This window comes from Paenibacillus sp. 2TAF8 (genome assembly GCF_052114825.1).
Classification (GTDB): domain Bacteria; phylum Bacillota; class Bacilli; order Paenibacillales; family Paenibacillaceae; genus Paenibacillus.
Genome location: NZ_JBFRFN010000001.1, coordinates 351,350 through 376,795, shown reverse-complemented (window position 1 = coordinate 376,795; position 25,446 = coordinate 351,350). Strand labels below are relative to the sequence as shown.

The 25,446-nt window shown below is 42.0% G+C and carries 24 protein-coding genes; 5 read left to right on the top strand and 19 right to left on the bottom strand.

The annotated features are described in order from the left end of the window. Window positions 1-13 precede the first annotated feature (13 nt). The gene (gene zwf, locus AB4Z30_RS01820) at window positions 14-1,537 is read right to left on the bottom strand and encodes a glucose-6-phosphate dehydrogenase (protein WP_441922690.1); all 1,524 of its coding nucleotides are present in this window, start codon (window positions 1,535-1,537) and stop codon (window positions 14-16) included. 112 nt (window positions 1,538-1,649) lie between these two features. Here zwf and AB4Z30_RS01815 point away from each other — a divergent pair, with 112 nt between their 5' ends. After that, the gene (locus tag AB4Z30_RS01815; RefSeq protein WP_441922688.1) at window positions 1,650-2,555 is read left to right on the top strand and encodes a LysR family transcriptional regulator; all 906 of its coding nucleotides are present in this window, start codon (window positions 1,650-1,652) and stop codon (window positions 2,553-2,555) included. A gap of 114 nt (window positions 2,556-2,669) precedes the next feature. Here the strand turns inward: AB4Z30_RS01815 and AB4Z30_RS01810 are convergent, their stop codons facing one another. The 6 genes from AB4Z30_RS01810 to AB4Z30_RS01785 form a co-directional block, all read right to left on the bottom strand. Next, window positions 2,670-4,676 carry a chemotaxis protein CheW gene (locus AB4Z30_RS01810; RefSeq protein ID WP_441922686.1) on the bottom strand — a complete coding sequence of 669 codons (2,007 nt, stop codon included), beginning with the start codon at window positions 4,674-4,676 and terminating at the stop codon, window positions 2,670-2,672. A 14-nt stretch (window positions 4,677-4,690) separates the two neighbouring features. Next, complete coding sequence (locus AB4Z30_RS01805; RefSeq protein WP_441922684.1) at window positions 4,691-5,116, bottom strand: chemotaxis protein CheW; 426 nt, start codon at window positions 5,114-5,116, stop codon at window positions 4,691-4,693. Between the two features lie 21 nt (window positions 5,117-5,137). Then, on the bottom strand, window positions 5,138-6,730 hold the full coding sequence (locus tag AB4Z30_RS01800; protein WP_441922682.1) for a methyl-accepting chemotaxis protein: 1,593 nt from the start codon (window positions 6,728-6,730) through the stop codon (window positions 5,138-5,140). A gap of 548 nt (window positions 6,731-7,278) precedes the next feature. After that, window positions 7,279-7,962: a hypothetical protein gene (locus AB4Z30_RS01795; RefSeq protein ID WP_441922680.1), complete on the bottom strand. Its 684-nt coding sequence runs from the start codon at window positions 7,960-7,962 to the stop codon at window positions 7,279-7,281. 143 nt (window positions 7,963-8,105) lie between these two features. Next, window positions 8,106-8,711: a cupin domain-containing protein gene (locus AB4Z30_RS01790; protein ID WP_441922678.1), complete on the bottom strand. Its 606-nt coding sequence runs from the start codon at window positions 8,709-8,711 to the stop codon at window positions 8,106-8,108. Between the two features lie 380 nt (window positions 8,712-9,091). Then, complete coding sequence (locus tag AB4Z30_RS01785; protein WP_441922676.1) at window positions 9,092-10,159, bottom strand: ankyrin repeat domain-containing protein; 1,068 nt, start codon at window positions 10,157-10,159, stop codon at window positions 9,092-9,094. A 172-nt stretch (window positions 10,160-10,331) separates the two neighbouring features. Here AB4Z30_RS01785 and AB4Z30_RS01780 point away from each other — a divergent pair, with 172 nt between their 5' ends. Continuing rightward, window positions 10,332-13,811: an SIR2 family NAD-dependent protein deacylase gene (locus AB4Z30_RS01780; RefSeq protein WP_441922674.1), complete on the top strand. Its 3,480-nt coding sequence runs from the start codon at window positions 10,332-10,334 to the stop codon at window positions 13,809-13,811. A gap of 60 nt (window positions 13,812-13,871) precedes the next feature. On the opposite strand, the gene AB4Z30_RS01775 is transcribed toward AB4Z30_RS01780, so the two are convergent. Then, window positions 13,872-14,141 carry a DUF6809 family protein gene (locus AB4Z30_RS01775; RefSeq protein ID WP_441922672.1) on the bottom strand — a complete coding sequence of 90 codons (270 nt, stop codon included), beginning with the start codon at window positions 14,139-14,141 and terminating at the stop codon, window positions 13,872-13,874. A 116-nt stretch (window positions 14,142-14,257) separates the two neighbouring features. Between AB4Z30_RS01775 and AB4Z30_RS01770 the strand changes: the two genes are divergently transcribed. Both AB4Z30_RS01770 and AB4Z30_RS01765 read left to right on the top strand, forming a co-directional pair. Continuing rightward, complete coding sequence (locus AB4Z30_RS01770; RefSeq protein ID WP_154890537.1) at window positions 14,258-14,467, top strand: helix-turn-helix domain-containing protein; 210 nt, start codon at window positions 14,258-14,260, stop codon at window positions 14,465-14,467. 27 nt (window positions 14,468-14,494) lie between these two features. Further along, window positions 14,495-15,487: a serine hydrolase domain-containing protein gene (locus tag AB4Z30_RS01765; protein WP_441922670.1), complete on the top strand. Its 993-nt coding sequence runs from the start codon at window positions 14,495-14,497 to the stop codon at window positions 15,485-15,487. A gap of 172 nt (window positions 15,488-15,659) precedes the next feature. On the opposite strand, the gene AB4Z30_RS01760 is transcribed toward AB4Z30_RS01765, so the two are convergent. The 5 genes from AB4Z30_RS01760 to AB4Z30_RS01740 all read right to left on the bottom strand — a co-directional run bounded on the left by AB4Z30_RS01760 (window position 15,660) and on the right by AB4Z30_RS01740 (window position 20,189). Then, complete coding sequence (locus tag AB4Z30_RS01760) at window positions 15,660-16,682, bottom strand: serine hydrolase domain-containing protein (protein WP_441922668.1); 1,023 nt, start codon at window positions 16,680-16,682, stop codon at window positions 15,660-15,662. A 14-nt stretch (window positions 16,683-16,696) separates the two neighbouring features. Further along, window positions 16,697-17,413 carry a DUF1361 domain-containing protein gene (locus tag AB4Z30_RS01755; RefSeq protein WP_441922666.1) on the bottom strand — a complete coding sequence of 239 codons (717 nt, stop codon included), beginning with the start codon at window positions 17,411-17,413 and terminating at the stop codon, window positions 16,697-16,699. 314 nt (window positions 17,414-17,727) lie between these two features. After that, the gene (locus tag AB4Z30_RS01750; RefSeq protein WP_441922664.1) at window positions 17,728-18,678 is read right to left on the bottom strand and encodes a sigma-70 family RNA polymerase sigma factor; all 951 of its coding nucleotides are present in this window, start codon (window positions 18,676-18,678) and stop codon (window positions 17,728-17,730) included. 55 nt (window positions 18,679-18,733) lie between these two features. Further along, the gene (locus AB4Z30_RS01745) at window positions 18,734-19,180 is read right to left on the bottom strand and encodes a carboxymuconolactone decarboxylase family protein (protein ID WP_441922662.1); all 447 of its coding nucleotides are present in this window, start codon (window positions 19,178-19,180) and stop codon (window positions 18,734-18,736) included. A 154-nt stretch (window positions 19,181-19,334) separates the two neighbouring features. Then, window positions 19,335-20,189 carry a cupin domain-containing protein gene (locus tag AB4Z30_RS01740; protein ID WP_441922660.1) on the bottom strand — a complete coding sequence of 285 codons (855 nt, stop codon included), beginning with the start codon at window positions 20,187-20,189 and terminating at the stop codon, window positions 19,335-19,337. A 167-nt stretch (window positions 20,190-20,356) separates the two neighbouring features. Here AB4Z30_RS01740 and AB4Z30_RS01735 point away from each other — a divergent pair, with 167 nt between their 5' ends. Further along, the gene (locus tag AB4Z30_RS01735) at window positions 20,357-20,671 is read left to right on the top strand and encodes a hypothetical protein (protein WP_441922658.1); all 315 of its coding nucleotides are present in this window, start codon (window positions 20,357-20,359) and stop codon (window positions 20,669-20,671) included. 269 nt (window positions 20,672-20,940) lie between these two features. Here the strand turns inward: AB4Z30_RS01735 and AB4Z30_RS01730 are convergent, their stop codons facing one another. The 6 genes from AB4Z30_RS01730 to AB4Z30_RS01705 form a co-directional block, all read right to left on the bottom strand. Then, window positions 20,941-21,552, bottom strand: coding sequence for an SMI1/KNR4 family protein (locus AB4Z30_RS01730; RefSeq protein WP_441922656.1), 612 nt, complete (start codon window positions 21,550-21,552; stop codon window positions 20,941-20,943). Next, on the bottom strand, window positions 21,549-22,025 hold the full coding sequence (locus tag AB4Z30_RS01725) for a hypothetical protein (protein ID WP_441922654.1): 477 nt from the start codon (window positions 22,023-22,025) through the stop codon (window positions 21,549-21,551). Before AB4Z30_RS01725 ends, AB4Z30_RS01730 begins: the two co-directional genes overlap by 4 nt. Window positions 22,026-22,048: 23 nt before the next feature. Next, window positions 22,049-23,350 (bottom strand): hypothetical protein, encoded by a 1,302-nt coding sequence (locus AB4Z30_RS01720; protein WP_441922652.1) that lies wholly within the window; start codon window positions 23,348-23,350, stop codon window positions 22,049-22,051. Window positions 23,351-23,375: 25 nt separating this feature from the next. After that, complete coding sequence (locus AB4Z30_RS01715) at window positions 23,376-24,125, bottom strand: SMI1/KNR4 family protein (RefSeq protein WP_441922650.1); 750 nt, start codon at window positions 24,123-24,125, stop codon at window positions 23,376-23,378. Window positions 24,126-24,231: 106 nt separating this feature from the next. Next, entirely contained in the window at window positions 24,232-24,792 is a 561-nt protein-coding gene (locus AB4Z30_RS01710; RefSeq protein ID WP_441922648.1) for a hypothetical protein, read from the bottom strand. Continuing rightward, the gene (locus AB4Z30_RS01705; RefSeq protein WP_441922646.1) at window positions 24,789-25,439 is read right to left on the bottom strand and encodes a hypothetical protein; all 651 of its coding nucleotides are present in this window, start codon (window positions 25,437-25,439) and stop codon (window positions 24,789-24,791) included. Before AB4Z30_RS01705 ends, AB4Z30_RS01710 begins: the two co-directional genes overlap by 4 nt. Window positions 25,440-25,446 lie beyond the last annotated feature (7 nt).

Sequence of the window (25,446 nt, the reverse complement as noted above, 5' to 3'; positions counted from 1 at the left end):
TTAGTTGTTTGAATTAGATGTTGCCGTTAACTGCCATCGGCACATCGCTGTCTTGCTCAGAAATCAGTTCATTAGGTTCATCAAACCACCAATGGTGACCTTCAGCCTCAAGCATGGCATCCGACTCCGCTGGTCCATAACTTCCTGCTGGATATAAGTGGAGCGGCAGCAGATTTTCATTGAATGCATCCAGAATCGGTTGCACCCAAGCCCAGGATAACTCAACTTCATCCCAATGTGCAAAGAAGGTTGGATCACCATGCAGCGCATCGCGAATCAAGTTCTCATAAGCTTCTGCCATGTCTCCCTGATTAGGAGCTAGATCAATATGAACAGGTTTGAACTCACCTTTATTTTCTGGATCACTTGCGTTCAGTTGCAGTGTCATACTTTGATCCGGGCTCATTTCAATTACAAGCAGGTTCGGCTTCGAACCATTGTTCTTGATCAGGTGACCCTGGCCTGAAGGTTCTTTGAACTCAATCACGATCCGTGTTGATTTCTCCTTCATTCTTTTACCCGTACGGATGTAAAACGGAACACCTCTCCAGAAGAAATCATCAATTTGCAGCTTTGCGGCAATAAATGTGTCATTCATTGTGTTCTCGGCAACACCTGGCTCATCTGTATAGGCATGTACCGGTTTTCCTTGAATGCTACCTGAAGCGTACTGCCCGCGAATGATGCTTTCACCGACCGTTTGCTTCTGCAGTGGCTGAATGGACTCCATAATATGTTTTTTCTTCTGTCCAACATTTTCGGAAGTGCTGTTATATGGAAGTTGAATCGCCATCATCATAAGCAATTGCAGCATATGATTTTGGAACATGTCACGCACAGCACCTACATGATCATAATAGGATGCGCGTTCTTCAACACCTACAGTCTCATTTGCGGTAATTTGCACGTTAGAGATGTAACGGTTGTTCCAGAGGGCCTTCATAATTGGGTTGCTTTGATGAAGTGTTTCCAGCTTCTGAACCATCGGTTTACCAAGGTAGTGGTCAATCCGATAAATCTCTTCCTCTGTGAAGGACTCACTCAGCTTGCGGTTAAGATCGCGGGCCGACTGCAAATCATGACCAAATGGCTTCTCAATGACGAGACGTTTCCACCCTTGTGTAGAACCAAGCCCACTTGCCTGAATATTTTCGGCAATCGGTTCGAAAAATTCCGGACCAACCGAGAGATAAAACAAGCGATTGGATGGAATGCCAAGTTCAGCCTCTCTTTGCTCAACCAATTGAAGCAACTTTATATAATCTTCCTTATGTGTGATATTCAATACACTGTAACGAAAAGCTTTTACAAATGATTTGACGGATTCGTGGTCTCCTTGACGTCTGGAGAACTCATGCAAAGATTTTTCTACCTGAGCTTGGAAAAACTCATCCGACCATTCTCTGCGGCCCATGCCAATCAGGGAGAAGGTTTCAGGAAGCTTTTTCTCTAGGTACAGATTATATAGGGCAGGATATATTTTTCTTTTGGCTAAATCTCCAGTAGCACCAAATAAAACAATTGTTGTTGGTTCCATCTTACCGTGCTCCTTCCAAGTAACTCTGGTTTCTTTGTTGTAGTTACACTATAATACGTTTTGAAGCCATACAAGTAATTAATATATTTCACAGGAGCTATAGACCATATCTATGACGACAAATTACGAATTATATAAAGTCTTTTACTGGGCTGCCAAAACGGGCAGTCTGACCCAAGCCGCCAAAGCCCTTTACATCACACAACCTAGTGTCAGTCACGCGATTAAACAGTTGGAAGACAGCTTCGGACTCACCCTGTTCTATCGAAACTCTAAAGGTGTGGCATTAACTCAAGAGGGTGCCAGCCTCTACTCCTATATCGAACAATCCCAGATTCTAATCTCACTTGCAGAAGAAAAAATGGCCGCGCTAAAAAATCTGGATAACGGGGAACTTCGGATTGGCGGTAGCGACTCCCTCTTCAAACATTACATGTTATCGTATCTGGAGGAGTTTCACATTCAGTACCCTAACATCAAGCTGCATCTGAGCCACGGCACGACGCCGGAAGTCATTACGTTTCTGAAAGAAGGTAAAATCGATCTTGGGGTTGTCCGCATGCCCATCGTTGACCCACAACTGGAAGTACGGGAGAGCATCCAACTAAAGGATTGTTTTGTTGCTGGGGAACGATATGCCCAGTTGAAGGGAAAAGTACTGACCCTCGAACAATTGCTTGAACATGAACTTATCCTGTTTTCTCGTAACAGTCGGGTTCGGATGGCAATCACAGAACTCTTCAATCATTATAACTACACGTTAAAACCAGAGATCGAGGTCGGCAGTGTTGACCTTCTGATTGAATTTGCTCGCCGCGGCTTGGGGATCTCCTATGTCACGCGAGAATTTATCTCCAAAGAGCTGGAAGAAGGCTCTCTCTTTGAAATTCAGCTTGACGTTCCTCTTCCTCCTTCTCATGTCGGGATCATGACAAAGCGGAATATGCCGATATCTTCGGCTGCGAATCACTTTATGGACTTAATTTTTAAAGGACCGGCAGACAGCCCGAGAACATGATCTGCTGAGATCAATATAAAGAGCCTCAGGGCCCTGCATGCAGAATCGTGAGGCTCTTTATCTTATTTTTAAATAAATTAAAGTGATTACTGGTCGCAGTTAGTTCTTTGGCTTTTAATGGCTGACTAGATAAGAAGCGTCCAGAATCAGGGCCACTTTACCGTTCCCCAGAATGGTTGCACCAGAGAGGTGATTCATTGCTCCGAGGTACGTTCCAAGCGACTTAATTACCACTTCCTGATTTCCGATGATCTCATCCACTGCATAAGCCGCAATTTTATCGACAGAACGCACAATGACGAGTGGAATCGTCTTCGACTTACGATCTTTACGCGGATATTGCAACTTGTCACACAATCGGTAAAAGGGCACAATGCGTCCATGATTTAGAATGGATTGCTGTCCCTGAATCATCTGGATCTCTTCAGGTTTAATACGCACAATTTCGGCTACGTTATACATCGGCAGTATCAACACCCGACCAGACACATTCACCAGAAGTCCTTTGATAATCGCCAAGGTTAGCGGTAACCGGATCGTAAACGTCGTGCCAACATTAATCTCTGTATCAATATCGATGATGCCATTCAGCCTTCCGATCTGGCTTCTTACGATGTCCATTCCCACACCGCGGCCTGATACATCACTAACGGTTGAAGCCGTGGAGAACCCCGGTTCAAAAATCAGATGAACGGCTTCATGTTCATTTAAACGAGCTGCTTGCTCTTCAGTTATAATGCCTTTTTTCAGGGCGGAGGCTTTAATCTTCTCCCCATCAATGCCCTTACCATCATCGGAAAAACGTATGACCACATGATTTTCCTCGTGATATGAGGTCAGTTTGATTCGTCCTTTAGCAGGCTTGTTCTGTTTGGCACGAACCTCAGCACTCTCAATGCCATGATCCGCACTGTTGCGAATCAGATGGATTAACGGATCACTGAGTTCTTCGATAATCATGCGATCCAGCTCAGTCTCTCCGCCTTTAATGACCAGTTCAATATCCTTCCCCAGCTTCTGCGATAAATCCCGAACCAGCCTCGGGAACCTGTTCAACAATTGATCAATAGGCAGCATCCGCGTCTTCATAACTCCGTCCTGCAGTTCCTTAATAACCCTGCCCATATGATCAGACACCCCACCAATACTCTGAATCACTGGGGAAGGCTCCTTACGGGCACCAGTACGGCTCAAATCAGCAAGAGAGGTCTGATCAATAAGCAGCTCACCGACGAGGTTCATCAAATGATCCAGTCGTTCTACACTTACACGAACGGTAGGCTGAGTGGATTTCATCTTATCTTCTTGAGGGGGTACTGAGGAGTCAGCCTTCTCTATTCCCACCGTCATTTCGGTCTCTGTTAATTCAGTTGTTACTGCAACCTCTTCTGCCGCCAAATTATACGGCCCGACATCCACACTCCGAATATCCGAATCTCCGGATAACGCACTCTCAATCTGAGCTTGATCCAGAGAAGAAGCTGTAATGATCACGAACTCGTTATAATGCGCCTCTCCCAGTTCCTCATCATGACCCTGCTTTTCAATGGATGTCGCTAGTACACTTCCACATACATCTTCAACCCGTTTGCACAAAATATGATATCTAGCTGCTTTCATCAAACAATCTGAGCTTAATACAATACGAATGGAAAAAATCTGCTGACCTGGTTCAAGTACCTCATTGAACAGATTCGACTCCACAGACTGTAGAACGGGTGACTTGGTCTGCTGAGCCGAGCCCGGTTGATGAATCATGTCCTGTATTTCTTTTACCACTGCACGGAAATCAGTATAACTTTCGCCTTGCACATATTGATCCCTAAGCACTCTCATCGCATCTAATKAACGAAACAGGGTGTCTATGAGTTGTGCGGTAATTTCAGGTTTTTTGGATCGTACCCATTCCAAGGCATACTCCACTTCATGTGTCAGATCACTTAATTCACGAAAATCCATAGTCGAAGCCGAGCCCTTAATCGTATGAGCAGCCCGAAATAAGGTCTGCACGAGTTCCACAGAAGGTGAAAGTTCAAGTGCAAGCAATGACTGATCCATCCGTTCCAATTGATCATTCAGTTCTTCAATAAATATGTCGCGATAGGCGGACAAATCCATCATTGGTGCATTCCCTCCTAACCGCCCAATATTTCATCCATCTTCAAAATACCAACCAGATTGTCTCCCTGTTGGCCCACGCCCTGAAAGAAGGTTTCAATGTGTCGTCCGTGACCTCCGGTAGGCGGGTGTATTTCCGAATAGGTTGTGACTTTACTGACTCTGTCTACAATCAAACCGATATACTCATCTTGATAACGTACCACAATGATTCGAGTCGCTCGAGTATCCGATTCATCCGCCATGCCTAGCAAGTTACGGAGGCTCATAACGCAGACAACTTTACCACGCAGATTCATAACCCCTTTGATTTCGGGCCTGCTAAACGGAATATCGGTAATACTTTGCATTTTTATAATTTCATGAATTTCTTCGATCCGAATAGCACAGGTTTCCGCGCCAACAGACAGTTCGATATATTGTTCTTTCTGAAGTGAAGACATCGTTTCACCCTCAATTCGTTATTAAGACTGGGTTTTGAACGCAGACGCAGATACAGACAATTCTTCTGCAAGATGTGCCAGTGATTGACAAGTAGCCGCCGTTTCTTCGGATGCAGCAGCAGATTCCTCGCTTGACGCAGAGATCGACTCTACCGAACTCATAACCTCGGCTGCTTGTGCCGCTTCTTCCTCGCATGCAGCCGCAATCTCATTGACCTTTTGAGAAGAATTGTTGACCATCTCAATAATTTGATCAAAAGCTTGTCCCGTTTTGGATGATTGTTCCACACTATCCGAGACGGCTTGCACGCTTTGTCTCGTATTCTCCTGCATCACTTTGATAATCGTTGTAATTTCTTTGGTCGCTTCACCACTGCGTTCAGCAAGCTTGCGGACTTCATCAGCAACAACCGCAAACCCTCTGCCCTGCTCCCCTGCACGCGCTGCTTCAATCGCTGCATTCAATGCAAGCAGGTTCGTCTGCTCAGCAATGTCGTCAATCACTTCGATAATGTCGCCAATTTTGCGTGAATCTTCTTCGAGCTTCGCCATTTTCATATTCACGGCTTGCATACCTTCCAGGGACGTTTGTACAACATGACCACCTGCACGTGCCGTTTTCACCGTATCATTGGAAAGCTCGGCAGCTTCTTCAGCACTTGCAGCTACAGAGTTGATCGCCAGAGACAATTCCTTAAACAATTCGGAGATGTTCGCTGCTTCACTCGATTGACTTGTGCTTGTACTTGCAATTTCCTGTGTACTTGCCGAGATCTGTTCAGATGATGCTGCAACGCTCTGTGAATTCATGACAATGTTATTAATTAATTCTCGCAGATTGTCCACCATGCGGTTGAGCGCAAATGCTAGTTGACCAACCTCGTCTTTTGAGGAGATATCGGACTTCAGGGTCAGATTTCCGTTAGCAACTTCTGTAGCCAGGCCAAGCATGGCCATAAGAGGTCTGGAGATTGAACGAGAGATGACAAATCCGATGATTATACTGAAAACAATAGACCCAACGACTAAAGCAATGGTAACGGAGAATGCACTTGTGTACGCCGCTTCAGACTTCGTATTGTTCTGTTCCGCCAGTTTTACATTCAGATCTACCAAACTGCCCAATGTAGCCAGAACTTCGTCACCAGGGGGTTTGAGTGTTTCTTTCAGAAAAACCAAAAATCCTTGATCGTCATTGCTTTTTGACAGCTCTATACCTTGCTCGAAAATTCGCATGTAATTTGAGTACTGTGTTTCGAATTTGCTAAGGAGTTCAGTTTCTTCGGGGGTAGTTGCTAGAGGACGATATCCTTGAATTTGACTCTCAATGCTAGCTTTAATGTTGTTAAGATTATCGACAATACGATTTTGCTCAGCAGCATTCTTTTCATAATTAAGATCACGAATAATAACTCGCATTCTCTGGTAACTCGCCTGAGCTCCACCTAATTCTTTAACCGAGATCAGATTGCTGTTGTACATTTCTTTCATGTTTGCATTCGTGCTTCTCAGTGTAGTAATTGAGTATACTCCAAGAATCGCAAGAATCAGAGATACAACCAAGAATGCTGAGATAATCTTTGTTGCTGTTTTCAAGTTGCCAAACCACTTCATTTTATCTCCCCCTAAGTTTCTTCGTGTCTAGTATGTAATTAAAGTTTGCTAATCCAGTCTATGGATCGCTATCCAGACAGCATACGATGTATTTCGACATAAATATTATAAAACTGAATAGGTAAATTATTATTTTTGCACATTTTCATTTTTATGTAATTTTATTATAAATAAAAAGTAACTTGCTTTATTATATTTACATACTAATTCACTAATATATATTATGAAACTTTCGTTTTAGCGAAATTATTATATATATATTCATACATACTGCTTCACAAAATGATGTGAGGTACATGTTATTTTTTTATAATCAGACCTATATGTTAGTTCATAGTTCTTTCGACTACATTCTTACTCATATAACGAAGTAAAGGTCACAATTCTATCACCGATTTATTTAATAACGTGACTTAAGACTAATAAATTCCCATGAAATATGATTCCATTGACTCAAAAAAGAACAATCCAATTCATTTAAAATGAGTTTGATTGTTCTCTTAACCCATATAAAATTTTTAGCCATTCGGATCGGATTAAGCTAGATTTTATTCAATTACTTCCAACTGTTCCAGCTCTGCTATACGGTTTTTAATTCGCTGCGGAATAAGCGCAAACAGCTTGTCCCATGTCATAAACATCTCCGGTTTCAACAGGTACTCTTCAAACTGCATAGATGGAATAAAAGCTTTGGTTTGCAGATATTTTTTAACTCGCGCATCGATCTGTTCACTGGTTTGAAAAAAAGGTTCGAACATCTCATTCACAAGCAAACCATCAGAACCTGCGTCTACGCCTGCTGCACTATACAGATTTGGCAACAATTCAAATACGACTGGTAATGGTGAAAAGGCATGTTTTCCCGGCTGGGAGTAAAGGCGCACATGATTGCCAACTAGATTAACTCTATCTTTTAGAAGACCTCTTAATACTCTCCCATGAAAGCTCGCTTCACAGTCCACGACCTCTCCATCATGTCCTACATACACCCACACATGCTCCATCTCATAGAGATGTCCTATCTCGTAATCCCACCAAATCGCATATTCGATAACATATTTTACTGCTTCAGCAGGAAATTGAATATCTCTACGGAACGATGGAGAAGGTCCCGATTTCTCCATCACAGACACGCCAACAAAATCCGGATAAAAAGGTTCGTTCTGATCAAACATAATTACTGGTGCATAACTTGTCGCGATTTCCAACCATTCATTTTCTGTTCCAGTCATAGAAGAATCCTCCCATTTCATTGTTGTTACTCCTATAGTAACAGAGGGAGAGTGACTAGCGTCAACTATAGCAAAATAAAGACCTGCAACCGAATATACTCGGCTGCAGGTTCTGATGTCAGAATCAGATGTGGCCATTCCGTTTAAGCTTCTGGTGTATAGGGGGGTTCCTTTGATGCCTTAGACGCTTTAGATGCATGGGTATCTGTATCAGAAACAATTGTGCCACATCCGACATTCGGCCCCAGAATAGCATCATTTTGAATGGAGGCAACCGCTTTGGCATATGCTTCTTCATCCAGACAGTATGCGCGATGAGCCACCTCCGGCGGAGTAGCCGCAAGGAAATCTGCCCCAAATACAATATCAGGTGTTGGTTGATCAAATATGGTCAGCACATATACATCATCAGTCTCAGCTATAAACCAGTGAAACCAGCCTTTTGGAAAAACAACAACTTGCCCGGGTTTCAGACGGTACGTGATCCGCTCTCGCGTGAACGGATTAAACACGGATGCTGTAATCTCACCACGAATGACCACAACCATCTCGGTGACATTGGTATGCCAATGGGGCTGAACAACAATACCTTTACTCAAATATACGTTAAAAAAACCATTCTCAATCGTTGGCAACTGTTCACCAAATAGCTGGGTTACGAAGTTATTAGGGTCTCTCCGATAATTCACCACAGCATTGGAATCTGCGGCGAGCGGAACATTAGGGGATTTTAGGATCGGATTGATCATTAGTTTCATTCTCCTCCTTGAGCAAACATCTCATTGTTGTACTGTATGCCGAAAATCATGAGATAATACTGCATCCAAGTTATGTCGTAAAATTGATTCAAACTGTCCCTGCTTTGGATGAGCAGTCTACCAGCAGAAGCAGCCAAGTCAATCAAAACCCGATATAAAAAATTGCTGAAACTCGAATCGATCTCGATATCACTCAGCCTCGTAAACCCGAATGGCTCGCTGAAAATCTGAACAATCCGTTTCGGGATTGGGACGACAGGAACAGATCAAAGCAAAAGATAACAAAGGGACTGAGCTCTGTTCTATGAAGAAACAGAGTTCAGTCCCTTTTCTGTTCAGAGCGATACTACATCGACCAGAACATCTTTCAGCTAATTCAGAAGACGCTCGATGTAAACCTCAGGCTCGTCCAGAAATTGTTCAAATGTGCATAATGTGTCCTGCTCCTGATGTTCAATATCGGCATAACCTATCATTTTTTTGCTTGGATTCCAGACAATCAGCATATGAGAGTACTGATCCATGTCGGAGGATAAACGCAGCAGTTTCTGCCTGCCCATCTTCATCTCCACCGTATCAATCAACGAAAAGAATTCAATGTAACCAACGCCAGCGGGACAGCTCGGCAGATCCATTCGGCGCGAGCCTTCGGTCAGAAAACCGATTAACGTTTCCGGAAGCTTGTATGATTTTAACGCATGCAGTTTATTGCTCAGATTATGGAACTCCTCAGGCTCCTGTGATTTCAAGTATTCAGCCATTTCATTATTTTTCTGACTGACCGCAATCGTATAGGCCCGCTCTCCATCCTTCTCCGGCAGGGTCACATCTGCACCTTGTTCCACCAAGTATTTGACCATTCGCATACTGTTCTGGCGGGCAGCTACGGTGAGTGGTGTCGCCTTGTATGGATAAACCATATCCGGCTCGTTGTAGTTGATGTCCACACCCTCATTTAATAGATATTGAACGGTTTTCATATCATGATCTGATACAGCTTTCCGTAACGTTTTGCCACCATACTTTCGAATGTCCAGCCCAAGCTCGTTCAGCACCGAAATATTCTTTTTGTTCCCGTAATACGCCTCGTCATATGCACTTGATTTCAACCGACTTAACCCGTCCAATTTTGCTCCTTGCTCAACTAAATAACAGATCACATCTGCTCCACCGTAGCGCGCCGCATATAAAATCGCTGGATGATCTTTAGCATTGATCTCGGCACCTCGCTCCACAAGAAATCTGACAACCTTAGACTGATTGCAGATCAACGCCATGTCAAGCGGACGAAGCGTAATGTTTGAGCTTAAAGCTATTTTTTCTTCCAAGTCCATTCCTTGCTCTATGTACGTTTCAACTTTGGCAACATCCCCTTGATAGATTGCGAGGGCTGGATCAGGCAGCGTTTTGAACGTGCCTTGATTACCGATTTTGTACATAAGTTTGGCCTCCTCATACTTATTTTACAGGGTCAAGTGTTGAAAAATAGAAAATCTTAGGAATAATGTTTTATAATGAATTTATCATTAGTTTCAAATGTTTGTCTAACCGTTGTTTACATACTTAATGAAATCCAGAAAATAATTTTATAATGATAGGGGAAAAGCCATAATGCGAGATGTTGAGAGATTCTTTCAAGATAATCTAAAAATGTATCCACATCTAAAAAGAATACGAGATAGACTATGGTCAGATGATGGTAAAAGCAGGGTTACAGTAATGATTGGCGCGGGTTTTAGTTTGAATGCTAAGAAAATTGAGTATTCTTTCAACGGTATGGCTCTATGGGATGATATAAAAAATGAACTTATAAAGAGTTTGAGCCACAGAGGTAATATTGAGCATAAGAATGTATTAGAAATTGGGCAGATGTATGTTAAAGAATATGGAAGATCTCAATTAGATGACGCTCTTAAAAATGCTATACCGGATAATAACTACGAACCTGATCATCTTCATTTAGATTTACTAAGATTACCTTGGAGTGATATTTATACAACAAATTACGATACTCTTTTAGAGCGTTCCAAAAGTTATGTCCATGAAAGAAATTATCAAACTATATATGATATTAGTGATATCCCAAATTCCGTGCAACCTCGAATTATTAAATTACATGGTAGCTTTCCTGCTAATAGACCCTTCATTTTCACAAAATCTGATTATGATAACTATCCTTTGAAATTTAGTCCATTTGTAAATATGGTTCAACAATCAATAATGGAAACAACTTTTGTCTTAATAGGATTTTCAGGAGATGATCCTAACTTCAGCAATTGGACCTCATGGGTTTCAAAAAACTTAGGTGAGCATATGCCAAAAATATATATGTTAGGATACAATCAAAAACATCGAGAAATGGAACTTGAGGCAAAAGGAATCACGCTAATAGACTTTACAGACTTATATCCTGAAGAACAAAATGCATTTAACCATATGTATAAGGATGCTTTTAATTTTCTTATGAATGAATCAAAAGAGAAAAAAAGTGAATGGCCGCATCGGAATTATGATGGAAGCATAGATTCATTCATTTACAACAGGAAAACCTACCCTGGGTGGGTATTACTTCCAGATAAAATTCGAAGAAAACACGCATTAAATTTGTACAGACTCAGTAATCATTTCTTGAATGATATTGGTGATAATCTGAATCAAGAACAAATCGATTTACTGAATGAATTTCTTTGGTGTTTTAATATGTTCTCAATACCACTAGATTTCAATAGACAGAAAATTTTAGAAAGAATTGTAGAAAAACAATTACTATTAAATAGTAATAATGTTAATTTAAATAATTCAGTGTTTTTTCTTCTTAAGGAATCAAGGTTAGATATGGATCAAGATACATTTACCAAGTACTCTGAAATTTTAAAAGATAGAACACTGAGTAAAGGAGAAAAACATCTTTTACAATACGAAACTATTTTAAATCTTCAATTACTAAACAAAATAAATGATGTCGCAAGGGAGTTAGATTCATGGCTGTTAGATGATAATGATTATGAGTGGAAAATAAAAAAAGCAATCCTTTATTCCAACATAAATCAGTTACAGGTTGCAGTAAGCTTACTGGAATTGAGTCTAGAAAAAATCAAGAAACTTTTAACAATAGAAAACGAAAATTATAAACTATTGTCACTCGAAAGCGTAATACTTCATAATTTAGAACGAATTAGAAAAGATCGTGGATTCTTCTCAAAAAGATTACATGAGCTTAGCTATCATAACTGCGACTCAAATAGCGAGCTAGAACAAACTTGGCTATCTGTTACTGAGTATATTTACGACTTAGGCAATAAAGTAATTATAGGATTCGATCCTAGAACAAAAAATTCTCGTTCCAAGTTAGGGGATTTTATGGGCCAAGAAATGATTGACTCTTATGCTGCTTTAGTTTTACAAGAAAAATTCGGACTGTACTTTATACGTTCTAGACTTGACATTGCTCACAAGAATATTAGCCTGACTCTTCCGAACTTTTCACTAGTAAAACAAATATATTACGCAAACAAAAATATTATAGACGAAACCTTTTCTAGGCAATTTGTATTTTATCTTCAAGCTTCTCAATTAGACATACTTAAGACTATTTTAAGTAATTCTATTTTGGAAATTTCTCCATTAGTCCCATTCGAACATGCAATTGAGATTTTATCGCGTGTGTATTTTTCTTTCAGTCCAGAGGTTCAACACATGTTTGACCACATGATTTTTGAAATAATAGGAACCAAAAGAATTTACACACATTCTGAGAGCTCTCTTTTCTCGAACTTATTAAATAGAATGGTTTTTAGTAAAAAAACTCAACAAAAAAAAGCATTCATTGAAAAATTGTTAGTTGTACTTGATAATCATCTTATAGAAAACAGTTCTAGTAATATTTTTGATCCTTTCCTAGTATTCTCCTCTTACAAAGATATTTCACAGATTAAACTTGAAATAAACGAGGAAATTATAACTAATTTGTTTAAAAACATTAGCTCGGAAAGTGCATTAATTAGATTAGTCTTTCTGTATCGCACAGATAATTTAACACCAAAACAAAAGGTGAAACTATCATTAACAATTGAGTCTTTACAATATAATCGGTCTTTAAGCCTGAGTAACTCTTTATTTCAAAGCACCTTTGAATTCATTATTGACTCCACATATACAAAAGAAAGATCACCATTCCAAACTATCCAAAATTTCGTGACTAATAAGAAAATTCCAAATATCAGTAATGACGGAGTTTATCATGAGGGAACAGCGTTTGATAACTATTTTTCTGAATTTTCTTTTCTAATTGATGAAACTATAAAAATTCATAAAGAGATACCCAGAGAAATTTTCGTTGAATGGCTTAATAAATTTTTTCTATGGTGGGAAACAGAAAAAAAATCCTTCTTTAAAGAAGATACAGAAAAAATCTGGTTATTTCGTTTACCAGATTATTTATTAAAATTAACCTACTATTTCAATAACACCATTTTACGAAATATCCCTTTAAGTTCTCTTGATCATAGTCTTAAAGAGAATTTGAGTTTACTAGTTAAAGATATCTATCATAACAAGTTACATTGTTTTGTTTATTTTTTCCCGCAAGCTAAGAGGTTAAATCTAAACTTGGACTACACAAAGGACTATACAGATTTAATTTGGAGATTTACTGACGATAACATTAAGCATGCTATAGGATCGTTATATCATTACCTAGGATTAATAGCAGAGAGTGAAATTAAGGAAGACCCTGCCCCTCTAATAAATCATTTATTCGCAATATTAAAATATGGGTCACATCATAACAAGTTATTTGCTTGCGATACTATACATCGAACTATTAAAATGTACCCAAAACTTTTTCAAAAAGAAAATTGTGATTTTTTAATCGAATTTTCTATCAATTATTATGATATGATTATAGAGAATTCAGAGTTAATAATGTCTCAGGATGACTTTGAACTTCAAGCAAGTATTTCTACATTGGTTACTCAACTAAGAATTAATAAAACTGAGCACGTTGGAAACAAACTAGATCTTTGGAAAGAATTCATTGAAAATAATATTTTACCAGAAATTCGAATGAACTCTGATTCTTTCACTTTATAATGTGTTTAAAAAAAGCCTTCTCTAAAGAGTTGGCTTTTTTATTTTATGAATTTTCCAAGTCTATTTCTGTTTAAATGCCTCATTCATAATTAAAACACCTACTCTAAATCCTTCTACAAACGCATCACAAGAATTAATTGATTGAATTTGATACATCTTGTCTAGTAAACTCTCCAATTTTTTGAAATCTTCTTCTGAGAAATAATTTTGGAAGTCTTCTACACAAGCTGAAACATCCCTGCTAATAGATTGAAACTCTGGATCATTAGAAACCATGCTCTCTTCAGGTCTTAGATTTCCATAGTAGATTGCTTCGAGTATACTTTTCAACTCAATCCCTCCTAACCGCTCCTTAGGTAAAAGTTTCTAATTCAATCCTATGCGAAAATTGCATAAAAATCAATATGCAGTTTTCGCATAGAGTAAGCTTAGCTAGGGTGACATTTATGTATATACGAATTCGTAATTTACGAGAAGACAAAGATCTTACTCAACAACAAATGGCTAAAATGCTTCAGGTATCGCAAACAACTTACTCTCGATATGAGACTGGCACTTTAGATATTCCAAGCTTTGTCCTAATTAAGCTGTCTAATTTTCATAATGTGAGTGTAGACTATATATTGGGGCAAACGAACAATCCCAAACGATGCTAAATGAAACTCTTACACAGAAAGGACACTATGAACCATTCAACTCTTCACCATACATTGCAACGTATCATTCCACCGCTCGATCTTAGAAGCTGTCTGGTCAGCGTGCGTGGAGAGATCGTTTACAAGCACTACCGGAATGCACAGGCTGAGACACATATCGCCAAAATCAATTCATGTACGAAAAGCTTTATTTCTGCGCTCATCTGTATTGCCATGGATCAAGGGCTATTGCCCGAGGCAGATACGCCTATTTCCGCTTTTTTTCCGCAGCTCACTTCTGATCCTGACCCCCGTAAACCAACGATTACGCTAGAGCATCTGCTTACGATGACAGCTGGATTTAACTGGGATGAATTTGGCGGACAAAATTCGTTTCCACGGATGACACGTACGGATCATTGGGTCAACTTCGCTTTAGAACAGCGTTTGCGACATGAACCTGGCACACATATGGAATACAATTCGGGAGTCTCCCAGATTCTGTCCTCCATTTTGATGCAACATGCAAGTATGAGTGTGGCAGCGTATGCTGAGCATAATCTATTCGGTCCCCTTGGCATTCACGATTACGAATGGGAGCAAGATCCGCAATGTGTACACACGGGTGGATTTGGCCTGAGACTGCTTCCAACCGATCTACTTAAATTTGGACAGCTCTACCTTCAGGAAGGACTATGGCAAGGTGAGCAACTCATTTCCAGCCAACGTATTAAACGTTCAACGCAGCCCTTCATCACCGTCACTCCGCCAAACCATGGCAGTTACGGCTGGCACTGGTGGGTCGATCAATATGCAGGTCAAAATCTTGACGAAAACCCAGCAACTCCACCTACAGGTCATGAGAATCACAAGCCACTGAATTATTACTACGCCAGAGGATTTGGAGGCCAGTATGTCTATGTCGTTCCCGATCTGGAGCTTGTGACCGTGCTGACCAATGATAAGCGCAAAAAGGAAAAACCACCTATTGATGTATTCCCTAGGTTAATCGTTCCTGAGTTATGGAGGCTTGCTCGCTAGTCTATTTAAATTTGCATTGATTCTAGCAGAATATTCTCAACATAAAAAACCCTTGCCTTAACTCGTGCCTCATTTAAGCGCGAAGGCAAGGGTTTTACTACGGGCAATTGAACTTTAGCCTTCTGGATTGAATTTTAGTCTTGGGCCTTGACCTTTAGCTGCACCATATCTCTTATCCGAGTGCTTCCTCAACTGCTAACGTTATGGGATAAGGACCCGACTCCTCATTCGATATAACCACAAGTTGAACCCGATGCTTCGGATATACTCCAGACATAAACGAAACCCCTGGATCAAAACCCATCACATGGGTTTTAAATATCTCTTCTTCCCTTAACTCCAACCATATCCCTAAACCATAGTATTCTCCGTCCTCATCATGCGCGTGTGGTGTCAACAAATAACGAGTCATCTCTTCACCGAGTAACGTGTGCTCAAGCAAAGCATCCCAAAACCGAATCATATCCGGTGCGGTAACATAAGCTCCACCATCTGCTCCACCTTGAACAGGGATCGAAAAAATATTGCTTGTCCATGTCCCATCATCAGCATCGATATAACCAATAGCTGTGTTACGAGGAAGCTGATCTGTCAGAAAGTATCCTGAATGCTGCATGCCACATCTTTTAAAAATATGTTCTTCTACGTATGTTGTGAATGCAACACCAGTGTATTGTTCAACAATGAGTCCCAGCACGATAAACGCTGCGTTATTATAGTGAAATAACTCCCCAGGAGCAGACTTCATCGGCAGATGCTGAAACATGGGCAGAAAATCACTAAGATTCCGCATCATGTAAACCGGTCTATCTTTCCACAAGGCTGAAAAATCATCCATAATATCCTCATCAAAATAATCCGGCACACCGGAAGTGTGTGTCAGCAATTGATGCACCGTGATGTCCGGATCCCACGCCGGAAAAGTCAGGTTTAAGACATCTTTTAATTTGGAGTCCAATGTAAATTCCCCTTGCTCCACCAATTGACATATACTTACAGCCGTGAAAAGTTTACAGCCCGAAGCGATACCAAAACGCGTATTTATGTCATTTAATAGCTCATCACTGCGGTTCGCATATCCTCGCACCAACTGAAACAGCGTCTGACTATTGTGTTTGCACATCACAACACCCGAAAAATCCTTTTGCTCCATAATCTCTCTGACTTTTTCCGTTAAACTAACTGTGTCCATCATAGCGAAGCGTTCACCTACACTTTCTTGTCGTTGGTTTGTCTACTTCTTTCAACAGAGCTAGCCCCTCTTGCATTCATCAGATAATATAACGTGAGATAGATGGTAAGAAGGAACGTTCCAAAAAACATACAAAACGCCAAAGAGGGCCGTGTTACGCTTTCATGCATCAGTCTGAGTAGCAGATCCCGGTTGGTCAAAGCATCCCAACTGTTTAACCTATAAACCCGTCCAAGAAGAACACCATAACTTGCAAGTGCTGTTCCACCTACTACAAATACCCATGACGCCACACGCCCTAACCGATCATACACTACTTCCTGAATCTGATACATCGATAGGAAACCAACCAGCAGCCCTGTCCACACAAACATCAGGACAACCATCAGATCATACCAATAATGAAACTCGGCAAGGCTTCCGGAGAAATACCTTGAGCTCCGAGACGTCAGATGAAGCAAATCCGTAACGATATACGATGAGTTGGGGAAAAACAAAAGCCACATCATCGCACTTGGTACGGCAAGCCACATCACTCCTTTCCATTTCAAACGATTCAAACCATAGGTTATGGTTGAGAACAGAAATGGAATCCAACCCAAAAACAAATTCCAGATCAGGAAGCGAAAATACCGCTGATTCAGCCAATCGGCCGCTGCGTAGTACAAACCCAGTGTAACCACAGTCATTGCACTAAGAAAAACAAACATGTGCAAATAATTCAGTTTTTTCAAAGCGTACAACCTCACTTATTCTAAATTCCGAATTCCACCTCAAACATTACATAAATTTGCTTATTTTTAAAATCTATTAAATCATACCATGTATAAAAGTAGAATCAAATTTCTTATAGATTAGTTGAATAAAAGGTATTAATCTCTCAAGCGCTGTTAACCCCAGTTTCTTTATACTAAAAAGCGACAGCCCTGTTTACAGGAGCATGCCGCTTCACTTATATCTATAACCTTTGAAATTCTCCTATCCGAACATTTTGTATGCCTACCCTTTTGTATAGTCATCACAAATTTACTTTCCAATAAATATCATCTTAGTCCAAAGGCCGAATGGTAGCCAGTTTGTGAGGATTGACTATAAGGTACACACCATTGATTCGTTCCCTTGAAGCATCCATTTCCAAACAGATCACTTCAGATACCCGCCCGTCTTTCATCAAGGCAAGCTGTGGCTCACCGTTAATAAACGCAGGCTTCCACTCCCTTTCTCTTAATGAAAGAAGTACTCTAGGCGAGGTAAGGATGGCAAGCACACCTTTGTGAACACGCATCGTTCTCATAACGGTTCGTACTACACCGCCACCGTCCGCTGTGAATACAGGCTGATCTGTCAACAGCTCCAACATCGCTGAAACGTCATGACGGAGAAAGGCTGTGGTGAAACGGCCAAGTACCTCTTCTTTGGTTTTCCAATCGGCGCTGGCCTGCTCCAGCGCTGGAAGTTGTTGAGACAAATTTCGTCTGGCACGACTGTAGATTTGTCGACAGTTACTCTCCGTTTTGCCCAGCCATCCCGCAATCTCCGAATAGTCATGCTCAAAAGCTTCACGCAACACAAAAACAGCACGTTCCATGGGGGATAAACGCTCCAGCATCACCAGATAGGCGTAAGAAATCATTTCTTTTTGTTGTATCGCTTCTTCTGGCGTATTGACTAATTCATGAACACCCAGCGGCTCGGGAAGCCATTCCCCGACATAATGCTCCCTCTGGTTACGAGCAGAGTTCAGCAGATTCAAACAACGGTTCACGATAAGTTTTCCGATGTAAGACTTGGGTTGATGAATATGCCCATTCGTCATACCATGAAGTCCTGCGAAGCAGTCATGAACGATATCTTCTGCCTCAGTCACACTGCCCAGCATACGATATGCGATGGAGAAGGCATAATTTTTATACTGTTGATACAATGCAGCAACATCCAGAGAAGACGGTTCCGGCGTATATTTATGTTGATTAGAATCAGAATTAAGATTGGATTGCAAAGGATCGCCTCCTCTGGCTAGATTCGTTTATCGTTCATTTTTCTCGTTTATCGTTTTAGTTAAAACAACCCGGATACATACCTGTCGTAATGGCGATGCGATTCCAGCTATTAATCGAGTTGATTGCCATAATCAGGTTAACAATTTCAGTTTCGCTGAAGTGTTCGCGAACTTTATTATACAGCTCAAGCGGAACTCCACGCTCAGATATCCGAGTTACAGCCTCAGCCAGTTCAAGCATAACACGTTGTTTCTCCGTAAAGATAGGCACTTCATGCCACACGCTCAGCAAAAGAATATGATCCCCATAATCGCCCAGCTTCATCAAGTCCTTAGCATGCATATCTATACAAAAGGCACAGCCATTGATCTGAGACACACGAATTTTCAACAACTCATATAACACCTTATCTTCAAATTGCCCGGATACATGTTGCTCCATCGCCATCATAGCTTTGAAAGCACCAGGGTTTGCCGCTCTGTAGTTCATACGTAAATTCATATTCATTCTCCTCCATCATTTGGTCTACATAATGAAGACAAATGACGCATGAAGTTTGTGACATCTCCTGAGCAAAAATAATAAAACAAAAAAGGACGCTCAGAGTTGAACGCCCTTAACCAGGAATACATAGGGGAGTTTTATTCAATTCAATTTACACGTTATCATCCGAGTTCAGTTGTACCGGGAGTTCGCTATAGTATGGGCACCCTGGTTCGTGAATAATACGCGGGTCCATCCAAGTACCCCAATGTGGAACACGATTTACATAAGGAGGCATATTGGGTTGGGTGTTTGGTTGGGTGTTTGGCTGTAAATTAGGTTGTAAGTTCGGTTGCACATTCGGTTGAGCAATAGGTTCGATCTTTGGTTCAATATTGGGTTTGATACTAGGTGGGATATTAACTGGTTGGATGTTCGGCTGGATGTTTGGTCCTACATTAGGCATGTGGTTAGATGCGGGAGCAACCTGCGTTTTACAACCTTTTGGCGGGCCGATAATCACCGTTTTCTGAATTGGAGCCAGGGCTTCCTGCACTTTATGTTCATCCAGACAATAAGTGTGAGCAAGGACATTTGCAGGAGTCAGTCGCAGAATATCAGAGCCAAAAATCGCTTCAGGCACAGGTGCATCAAAGATCGCAAGCAAATGTGTGTGATCTGTCGTTGCTACTTCATAGTGCCACCATCCTTGCGGTACATTAGCGGTTTGCCCTGGTGTAATCGGGAAATGAAGCAGTTCATTTGTGAACGGGTTAATGAGGGAAACAACCGCCGCACCGCTGATACAATAAACAAGCTCAGTTGCATTTTGATGAATGTGAGGTTCAACGACATTGCCTGCACTCAGAAAAATATCCAATAAAGAGGTGTTGCCCAACGTGTTGAGCTGATTTACCGAAAGTGCATTGATGTAATTGTGTTCATCTTTCTTAAAAAGCGGATTTTTGCTCAGATCATACGTAAACTGTGTAGTCGGTAAAGTGAAATCCATGTACGAGGTTGTCAAAATTAAACGCCTGCCCTTCGCTCTCGGTTTAGGTGAGACCCTATACCTCAGCGTATGCCCAGCGCCCAGATCGGTGAGCCCATTTCGACTGGGCTAAATCATTGTGTCAGAGAGTGACGAATCCGCATAGGCTGATATCATCAATCCAGACATTGGAGGCTTGTGATATGTCATATGTTCCGGGTTCCACATCAACCCAGCAGCCTGTAGGCTATCCTTATCCTTATTATCCGCCACCACCTTACCCTTATCCATACCCCTATCCTTACCCACCCGTGGTGCCTTTTCCCCTTCCTTTTCCCATAGGGGGGCTTGGACCAGGACCATGGTGGCATGGTGGTTATCCAGGGCATTATCCGGGATATCCGGGAGGCCCGCACGGCGGCGGTCCAGGAGGTCACGGGGGCCATGGCGGACCGGGCGGACCCGGTGGGCCTGGAGGTCCCGGCGGATTTCATGGTCACCGTTTTTTCCAGTGGTAGAACCTGAAGGCTTTAACGTTTTAGCCAAAAGGCAGGAGCTGCTTCAACAGCTCCTGCCTTTTGGTTATTTCATCTTTTTATATCCATCGTGATTTACAACGAATGTCTAGGGGGTGTCTGAAAACTCTGAAGAAAGCAGATTTTGCCGAATTTTCGTTCCAAGCAAGGAAGTTTCCCGCAGGCGTGCCGGAGCACGTCAAGGGGAAGTGACGTAGCAGGGGGCGAAAAAGGGGGGGGAAGATGCACTTCAGTAGGTTTCAAGACACGCCCTAGTAATTAATTTCATCCATTAGATTCAAATTGCGATTAGATATCCGGAGAAGCTCTGTAAACGATGATGCAACATAATAAACAAAGTCTGGATCATGCACATACATAATAACTTGCCCGTATGTCCCCGCCTCTGCTGGATCAAAATCAAACATCAAGTAGAGCGAACCTCCAGCCATTGTGGCAAAAGGAATCCATGATTTATGGAACAAATACGGTTTGATCTCAGGATCTAACTGGCGAATCTCTTCATCCCCGTAATGCTCCTCCAGCTTCTCATCCACATCACAGAAATATTGTTTGGTCTCCACTATCTCATCAAGTGACATTAGATAGAACGGTTGACAAGACCCCTGCTCTACATCCCCCGGGTACAACATATGCAGACCATAACCACTGCCATCCGTATGGCGGTAAAAAGCACGGAAATCAACGGGCAGGCGAACCTCATACAGTTTCTCGAACTGATCCAGTTCTGCCTCGGATGCTCCTGCCAATTGAAGATACGTGTCATACAATGACCGGATCTCTTCATCTTGTATTTTCTGATCTAACAGATGGTTCAGTTCTATCAGTAGATCATTGATAACAGTATCCACTCCAGACTTCATATCCCGTCACCTTCACCTTTCTGCGCACTTCGGTCCAACACATATTGTTCATATCCCCAGAACGCCTCTTGTTCATCGCCGCCTTCAATCAGGATCATGACTGCATACGAGAACAGATTAAGCCATTCTTCCATCACTGCAACCTGCTCATCTGAGATGAGATGATTACTGCGAAGCATGCCCCCCGGTTCAATCGCCCAAGCTCTCGCCAGATGAGTAATGCTCCATAGGCAAGCGATTACTTCCCGATCCAATGCTGCATTCGAAAGATCTGGAGCGAGCGTGCGTAATATGCGAATTAATTCATGGAAGTTCTCTTCAATCAATTGACCGCGAAACGGACGTAAGCTACCGAGAAAGCCATGTTCCATTTTCGGATGATTCACATCATCGTGAGCAAAGGCGTGATATTTCAACAACAGTACAGCCTCTTGACGTTCCATTTCATCATCCTTTACCAAAATCAAAATCATTCATTCAAGCCTGCCAGCCTATGCTACCAGCGAAGCGGCTCCTGTTCACGCCATAATACGTAACGTTCCTTTTCACGCAGAGTACCTGTGCCAATGCCGTATTCATCCATCCGTTCCGAACCCGGATCAAGGATGTGCAACATACCGCCATATGTTCCCACAGCAAGCTGAGACCTCTCAGGTGACACAGCCAGGGAATAGATTGTTGAGCCTACAAAATAACGCCACAGCTCTTGTCCCTCGCGGTTGATGCAATATAAATAACCGCACGCATCACCTAGCACCATACCCCCTTCAAGCTCAATCATCGTATACACACGTGCATTCTCGTCCATGATTGGCCATTCCGTTTCCTGTGTATGATCAGCAATGCTGTCTATTGGAACTAAAATCGTTACTCCATTGTAGAAATGACAGGCGTTGAACCAGACAACTTGATTGTCCTGACTGAATGCCGCACAATGCGGATAACTGGACTCCGGCTGGAGCTCATACGTCTTGTTGTTCTCCCGATCCAATACCGTATGGTTGCTCATCTGGCTGCCCCAGGCAATCCAGCGCTCATCAGAAGATACTGCGGCATGTCCCATAGAAAGCTGGGTGTCTTCATATTCGTACTCCTGAATCTCCGCCACACTGGGATGAAGAATGATCACCTGTTCCCGCTCTATCAGATAGATGCCGTACCGGGATTGAAGCAGTAGCGCCTGTCCTTGATCCATGGGGATCAGCTTTTCAATCGTGTTCTCGGGATGTATAGTATCTGCCAGAGATTCAATTTCAGGCAATTGGGCTTTGATCAGATCCTTGATCTTGTCCCAAGGGTAGTATGCGACTTGCTCTCCTTCCAGCTTGCGATCTGGTTCACGAATGACGTGAATACCTTCATGACTCGTCAGAGCAACGTAACCGCCGCCCTCTGAACAGCCTGCCATTGTGTAGTCTGGACTACACCACCATCCCTGCTGATCCATCGTGTATACCTGCCCGTTATTCGACAACATACCTGTATTACAGAGCACCGTATGCTCATTCAAATAACCTACAACCTGCACCGCCTGCATAGAGTCCTGAAAATAATTGCTCAGCGGCCATGTTGCCGCAGGTAATTCTTCTCGAAGCCGCTCGACCTCACCCTGAAGATTAGCCTGTTTCACCATTTTCATCACTTTGGAACTGAGCGAATGACGGGCATCATCTGCCAGTTCAGCTTCATCCGGATGTTCTCCTTGAAGCATCTTATGTACAAATGCATTGACATCGCTGGCATACCGCTTGCCTTCTTTTCGCCACTGTTCCGCAATTTCTGTATCCAGCCAACCCATAAAACCCCTCGCCCTCTGCTATCCTCTACTTCAATACAGTGCAATGATGCGCCTGTAAAAAATGTTGTATTTCCTGCACTTGACTCTGCGCTTCTTGCGCCTCAGTCGGGTGATTATGTTCTTCAAAAAATAAAACAATTTCACGCTCACTCGCCATATTAAAACGAACATACCCGCCAATCATAGTGCTGAACAGCTTGCATGTGTATTCATTATCAATGACCAGATCCCATGAAAAGTGCGACTGGCATAGATCTGCTACTTCTTTCATTGATATTCCGTTCTCTTTACCTGTAAAATGATAAAAAATATGCTGCCGCTCTTCGTTCCACGGTTCGAAATACGCAGGACTGAAAGGCTCATCTCTACGGTAGTAACCGCAGTAGATACGATCAAGAATGTCAGCAAACGATACATCGTTCGACGGCCACACCGTAATCTGTTCATCATGGCGAGGAAGCCAAATCAGTCCTTTCACATCTGCATGGACAGCCAGGAAATCACCATCTACTGAACTCCCAATGCTGATACATTCTTTTAGTTGGCGCTGGCTGATGACCGTTTCATCCGTATGCTCCCAAAGATCATAATCTGCAAATGGCTTTAACACCTCGTAATCCGGCCGTTGAATGTTCATCCAGCCTGAATAAGTTCCTTCCCCATATTGATGCATCCAGCGTTGATAAGCTGACGGTAGACGAACGGAATGTTCCTGCTGCACTTGTTGCAATGCCTCATGCGAGACAGGCTTTAACATACGAGACACGATATACATTCAGCATCGGCTCCTAACTGTAGTTCTTAACAGAAACGGGTATGGGAGAAAATCCAACCGGTTCCATAAGATTCATTAGATTTATGAGATCAATCGACAACACACATTAGGCCAGCTCTTCATGTACGATTTCAGTTGTTACGCCTTTACGATTGCGAATGTGAATAGCAAAAGCATCATAACCATTTCGTTTAACCTCGTTAAAAGGTATTCGCTCACCTGTAATGAGTTCATACGTCCCATCCGGCTCAACATCCTCGCCAAACTCTTCATCCCATGGCACGTTGTAATATGCCGTCAGAAATATTTCAAATGTATCCTCTCCCTCAATGTCGAGATAAGGACGAAGCGGCCTATTGTTCACTTCTTCCTCGGGATACGTCTCACACAACATCGCATCGTAACCATGCTTCGCCCCGTCAATGAGCAGATAACGCTCCCCAGTAACCGAGTGTTCTGCATAAATCAAAAAGGGAGTCATATTGTTCCACATAATCAGATCATCTTCATCCAAGTTACCATAATAAAAAATATGAAACTGATCATGTCCATCAGGGGTTTGCAGTTTCCCCTGCCATTCCACGTCATGTTTTTTTTCTGCCGTTACGCTCTTTGTCAGGCCTTGCAGATATACAGGGCCATGCTCTACACCATACATATTCATCATTTTGCCTCCATTTTGTTCATTCGAATTGTAACGATTTTATGCTCTTCATCCACCGTCAGTTTTACATCGATACCCAGCTTTTCACGAAACAATGCCGTAATATTCAGGTAGGGATCACGAGCGGCTTCCGTGCCGTGATTGCTAGACCGGCTCATGCCTTGATGGATGATAGACTTCACCAGCTTATCATCCCCTTTACCCGTTTGTTCATAGGTATAGATGACCTTCCCCTCACGATCCAACAGCGTGATTACTGTAACAAAGTCATTGGCATTGATGTATTTGTTTTCACTTCGCACATTCACATGATCGCTCTGCGAGTAATCAATCTGACCTGCTAAATACGGGTTGTTCCCCCCCGGTTGAACCTCGTACTCCTTATAAGCCAATTGAAACAAATACTGCAGGCCACTCGTGTCAATACGGTAATACAGTTGACGATCGTCTCCGCGTTTGTCCATTGCTGTATATCCGTTGATCAGCGGCCATGTCTGATAAGGTTTTCCTTCGACATCTACAGCAAGGGCGTAACCGGATAATACCTTTTCTTTTTGAAATACACCATATGTCTGCATCATAAAATAAGCAGGTATGCACAGCATGGCAAACACAAGCAGAAAAACACTAAATTTAATTCGCTTATTCATCTTTTCC

Coding starts and splice junctions, on each gene's coding strand:
- AB4Z30_RS01765 (WP_441922670.1), top strand. CDS start 14,495: ATGAACCATTCAACTCTTCACCATACATTGCAACGTATCATTCCACCG.
- AB4Z30_RS01815 (WP_441922688.1), top strand. CDS start 1,650: ATGACGACAAATTACGAATTATATAAAGTCTTTTACTGGGCTGCCAAA.
- AB4Z30_RS01770 (WP_154890537.1), top strand. CDS start 14,258: ATGTATATACGAATTCGTAATTTACGAGAAGACAAAGATCTTACTCAA.
- AB4Z30_RS01720 (WP_441922652.1), bottom strand. CDS start 23,350: ATGGGTTGGCTGGATACAGAAATTGCGGAACAGTGGCGAAAAGAAGGC.
- zwf (WP_441922690.1), bottom strand. CDS start 1,537: ATGGAACCAACAACAATTGTTTTATTTGGTGCTACTGGAGATTTAGCC.
- AB4Z30_RS01735 (WP_441922658.1), top strand. CDS start 20,357: ATGTCATATGTTCCGGGTTCCACATCAACCCAGCAGCCTGTAGGCTAT.
- AB4Z30_RS01805 (WP_441922684.1), bottom strand. CDS start 5,116: ATGTCTTCACTTCAGAAAGAACAATATATCGAACTGTCTGTTGGCGCG.
- AB4Z30_RS01780 (WP_441922674.1), top strand. CDS start 10,332: ATGCGAGATGTTGAGAGATTCTTTCAAGATAATCTAAAAATGTATCCA.
- AB4Z30_RS01725 (WP_441922654.1), bottom strand. CDS start 22,025: ATGATTTTGATTTTGGTAAAGGATGATGAAATGGAACGTCAAGAGGCT.
- AB4Z30_RS01795 (WP_441922680.1), bottom strand. CDS start 7,962: ATGACTGGAACAGAAAATGAATGGTTGGAAATCGCGACAAGTTATGCA.
- AB4Z30_RS01715 (WP_441922650.1), bottom strand. CDS start 24,125: ATGTATATCGTGTCTCGTATGTTAAAGCCTGTCTCGCATGAGGCATTG.
- AB4Z30_RS01745 (WP_441922662.1), bottom strand. CDS start 19,180: ATGAATTTACGTATGAACTACAGAGCGGCAAACCCTGGTGCTTTCAAA.
- AB4Z30_RS01705 (WP_441922646.1), bottom strand. CDS start 25,439: ATGAATAAGCGAATTAAATTTAGTGTTTTTCTGCTTGTGTTTGCCATG.
- AB4Z30_RS01730 (WP_441922656.1), bottom strand. CDS start 21,552: ATGAAGTCTGGAGTGGATACTGTTATCAATGATCTACTGATAGAACTG.
- AB4Z30_RS01800 (WP_441922682.1), bottom strand. CDS start 6,730: ATGAAGTGGTTTGGCAACTTGAAAACAGCAACAAAGATTATCTCAGCA.
- AB4Z30_RS01790 (WP_441922678.1), bottom strand. CDS start 8,711: ATGATCAATCCGATCCTAAAATCCCCTAATGTTCCGCTCGCCGCAGAT.
- AB4Z30_RS01710 (WP_441922648.1), bottom strand. CDS start 24,792: ATGATGAATATGTATGGTGTAGAGCATGGCCCTGTATATCTGCAAGGC.
- AB4Z30_RS01785 (WP_441922676.1), bottom strand. CDS start 10,159: ATGTACAAAATCGGTAATCAAGGCACGTTCAAAACGCTGCCTGATCCA.
- AB4Z30_RS01760 (WP_441922668.1), bottom strand. CDS start 16,682: ATGATGGACACAGTTAGTTTAACGGAAAAAGTCAGAGAGATTATGGAG.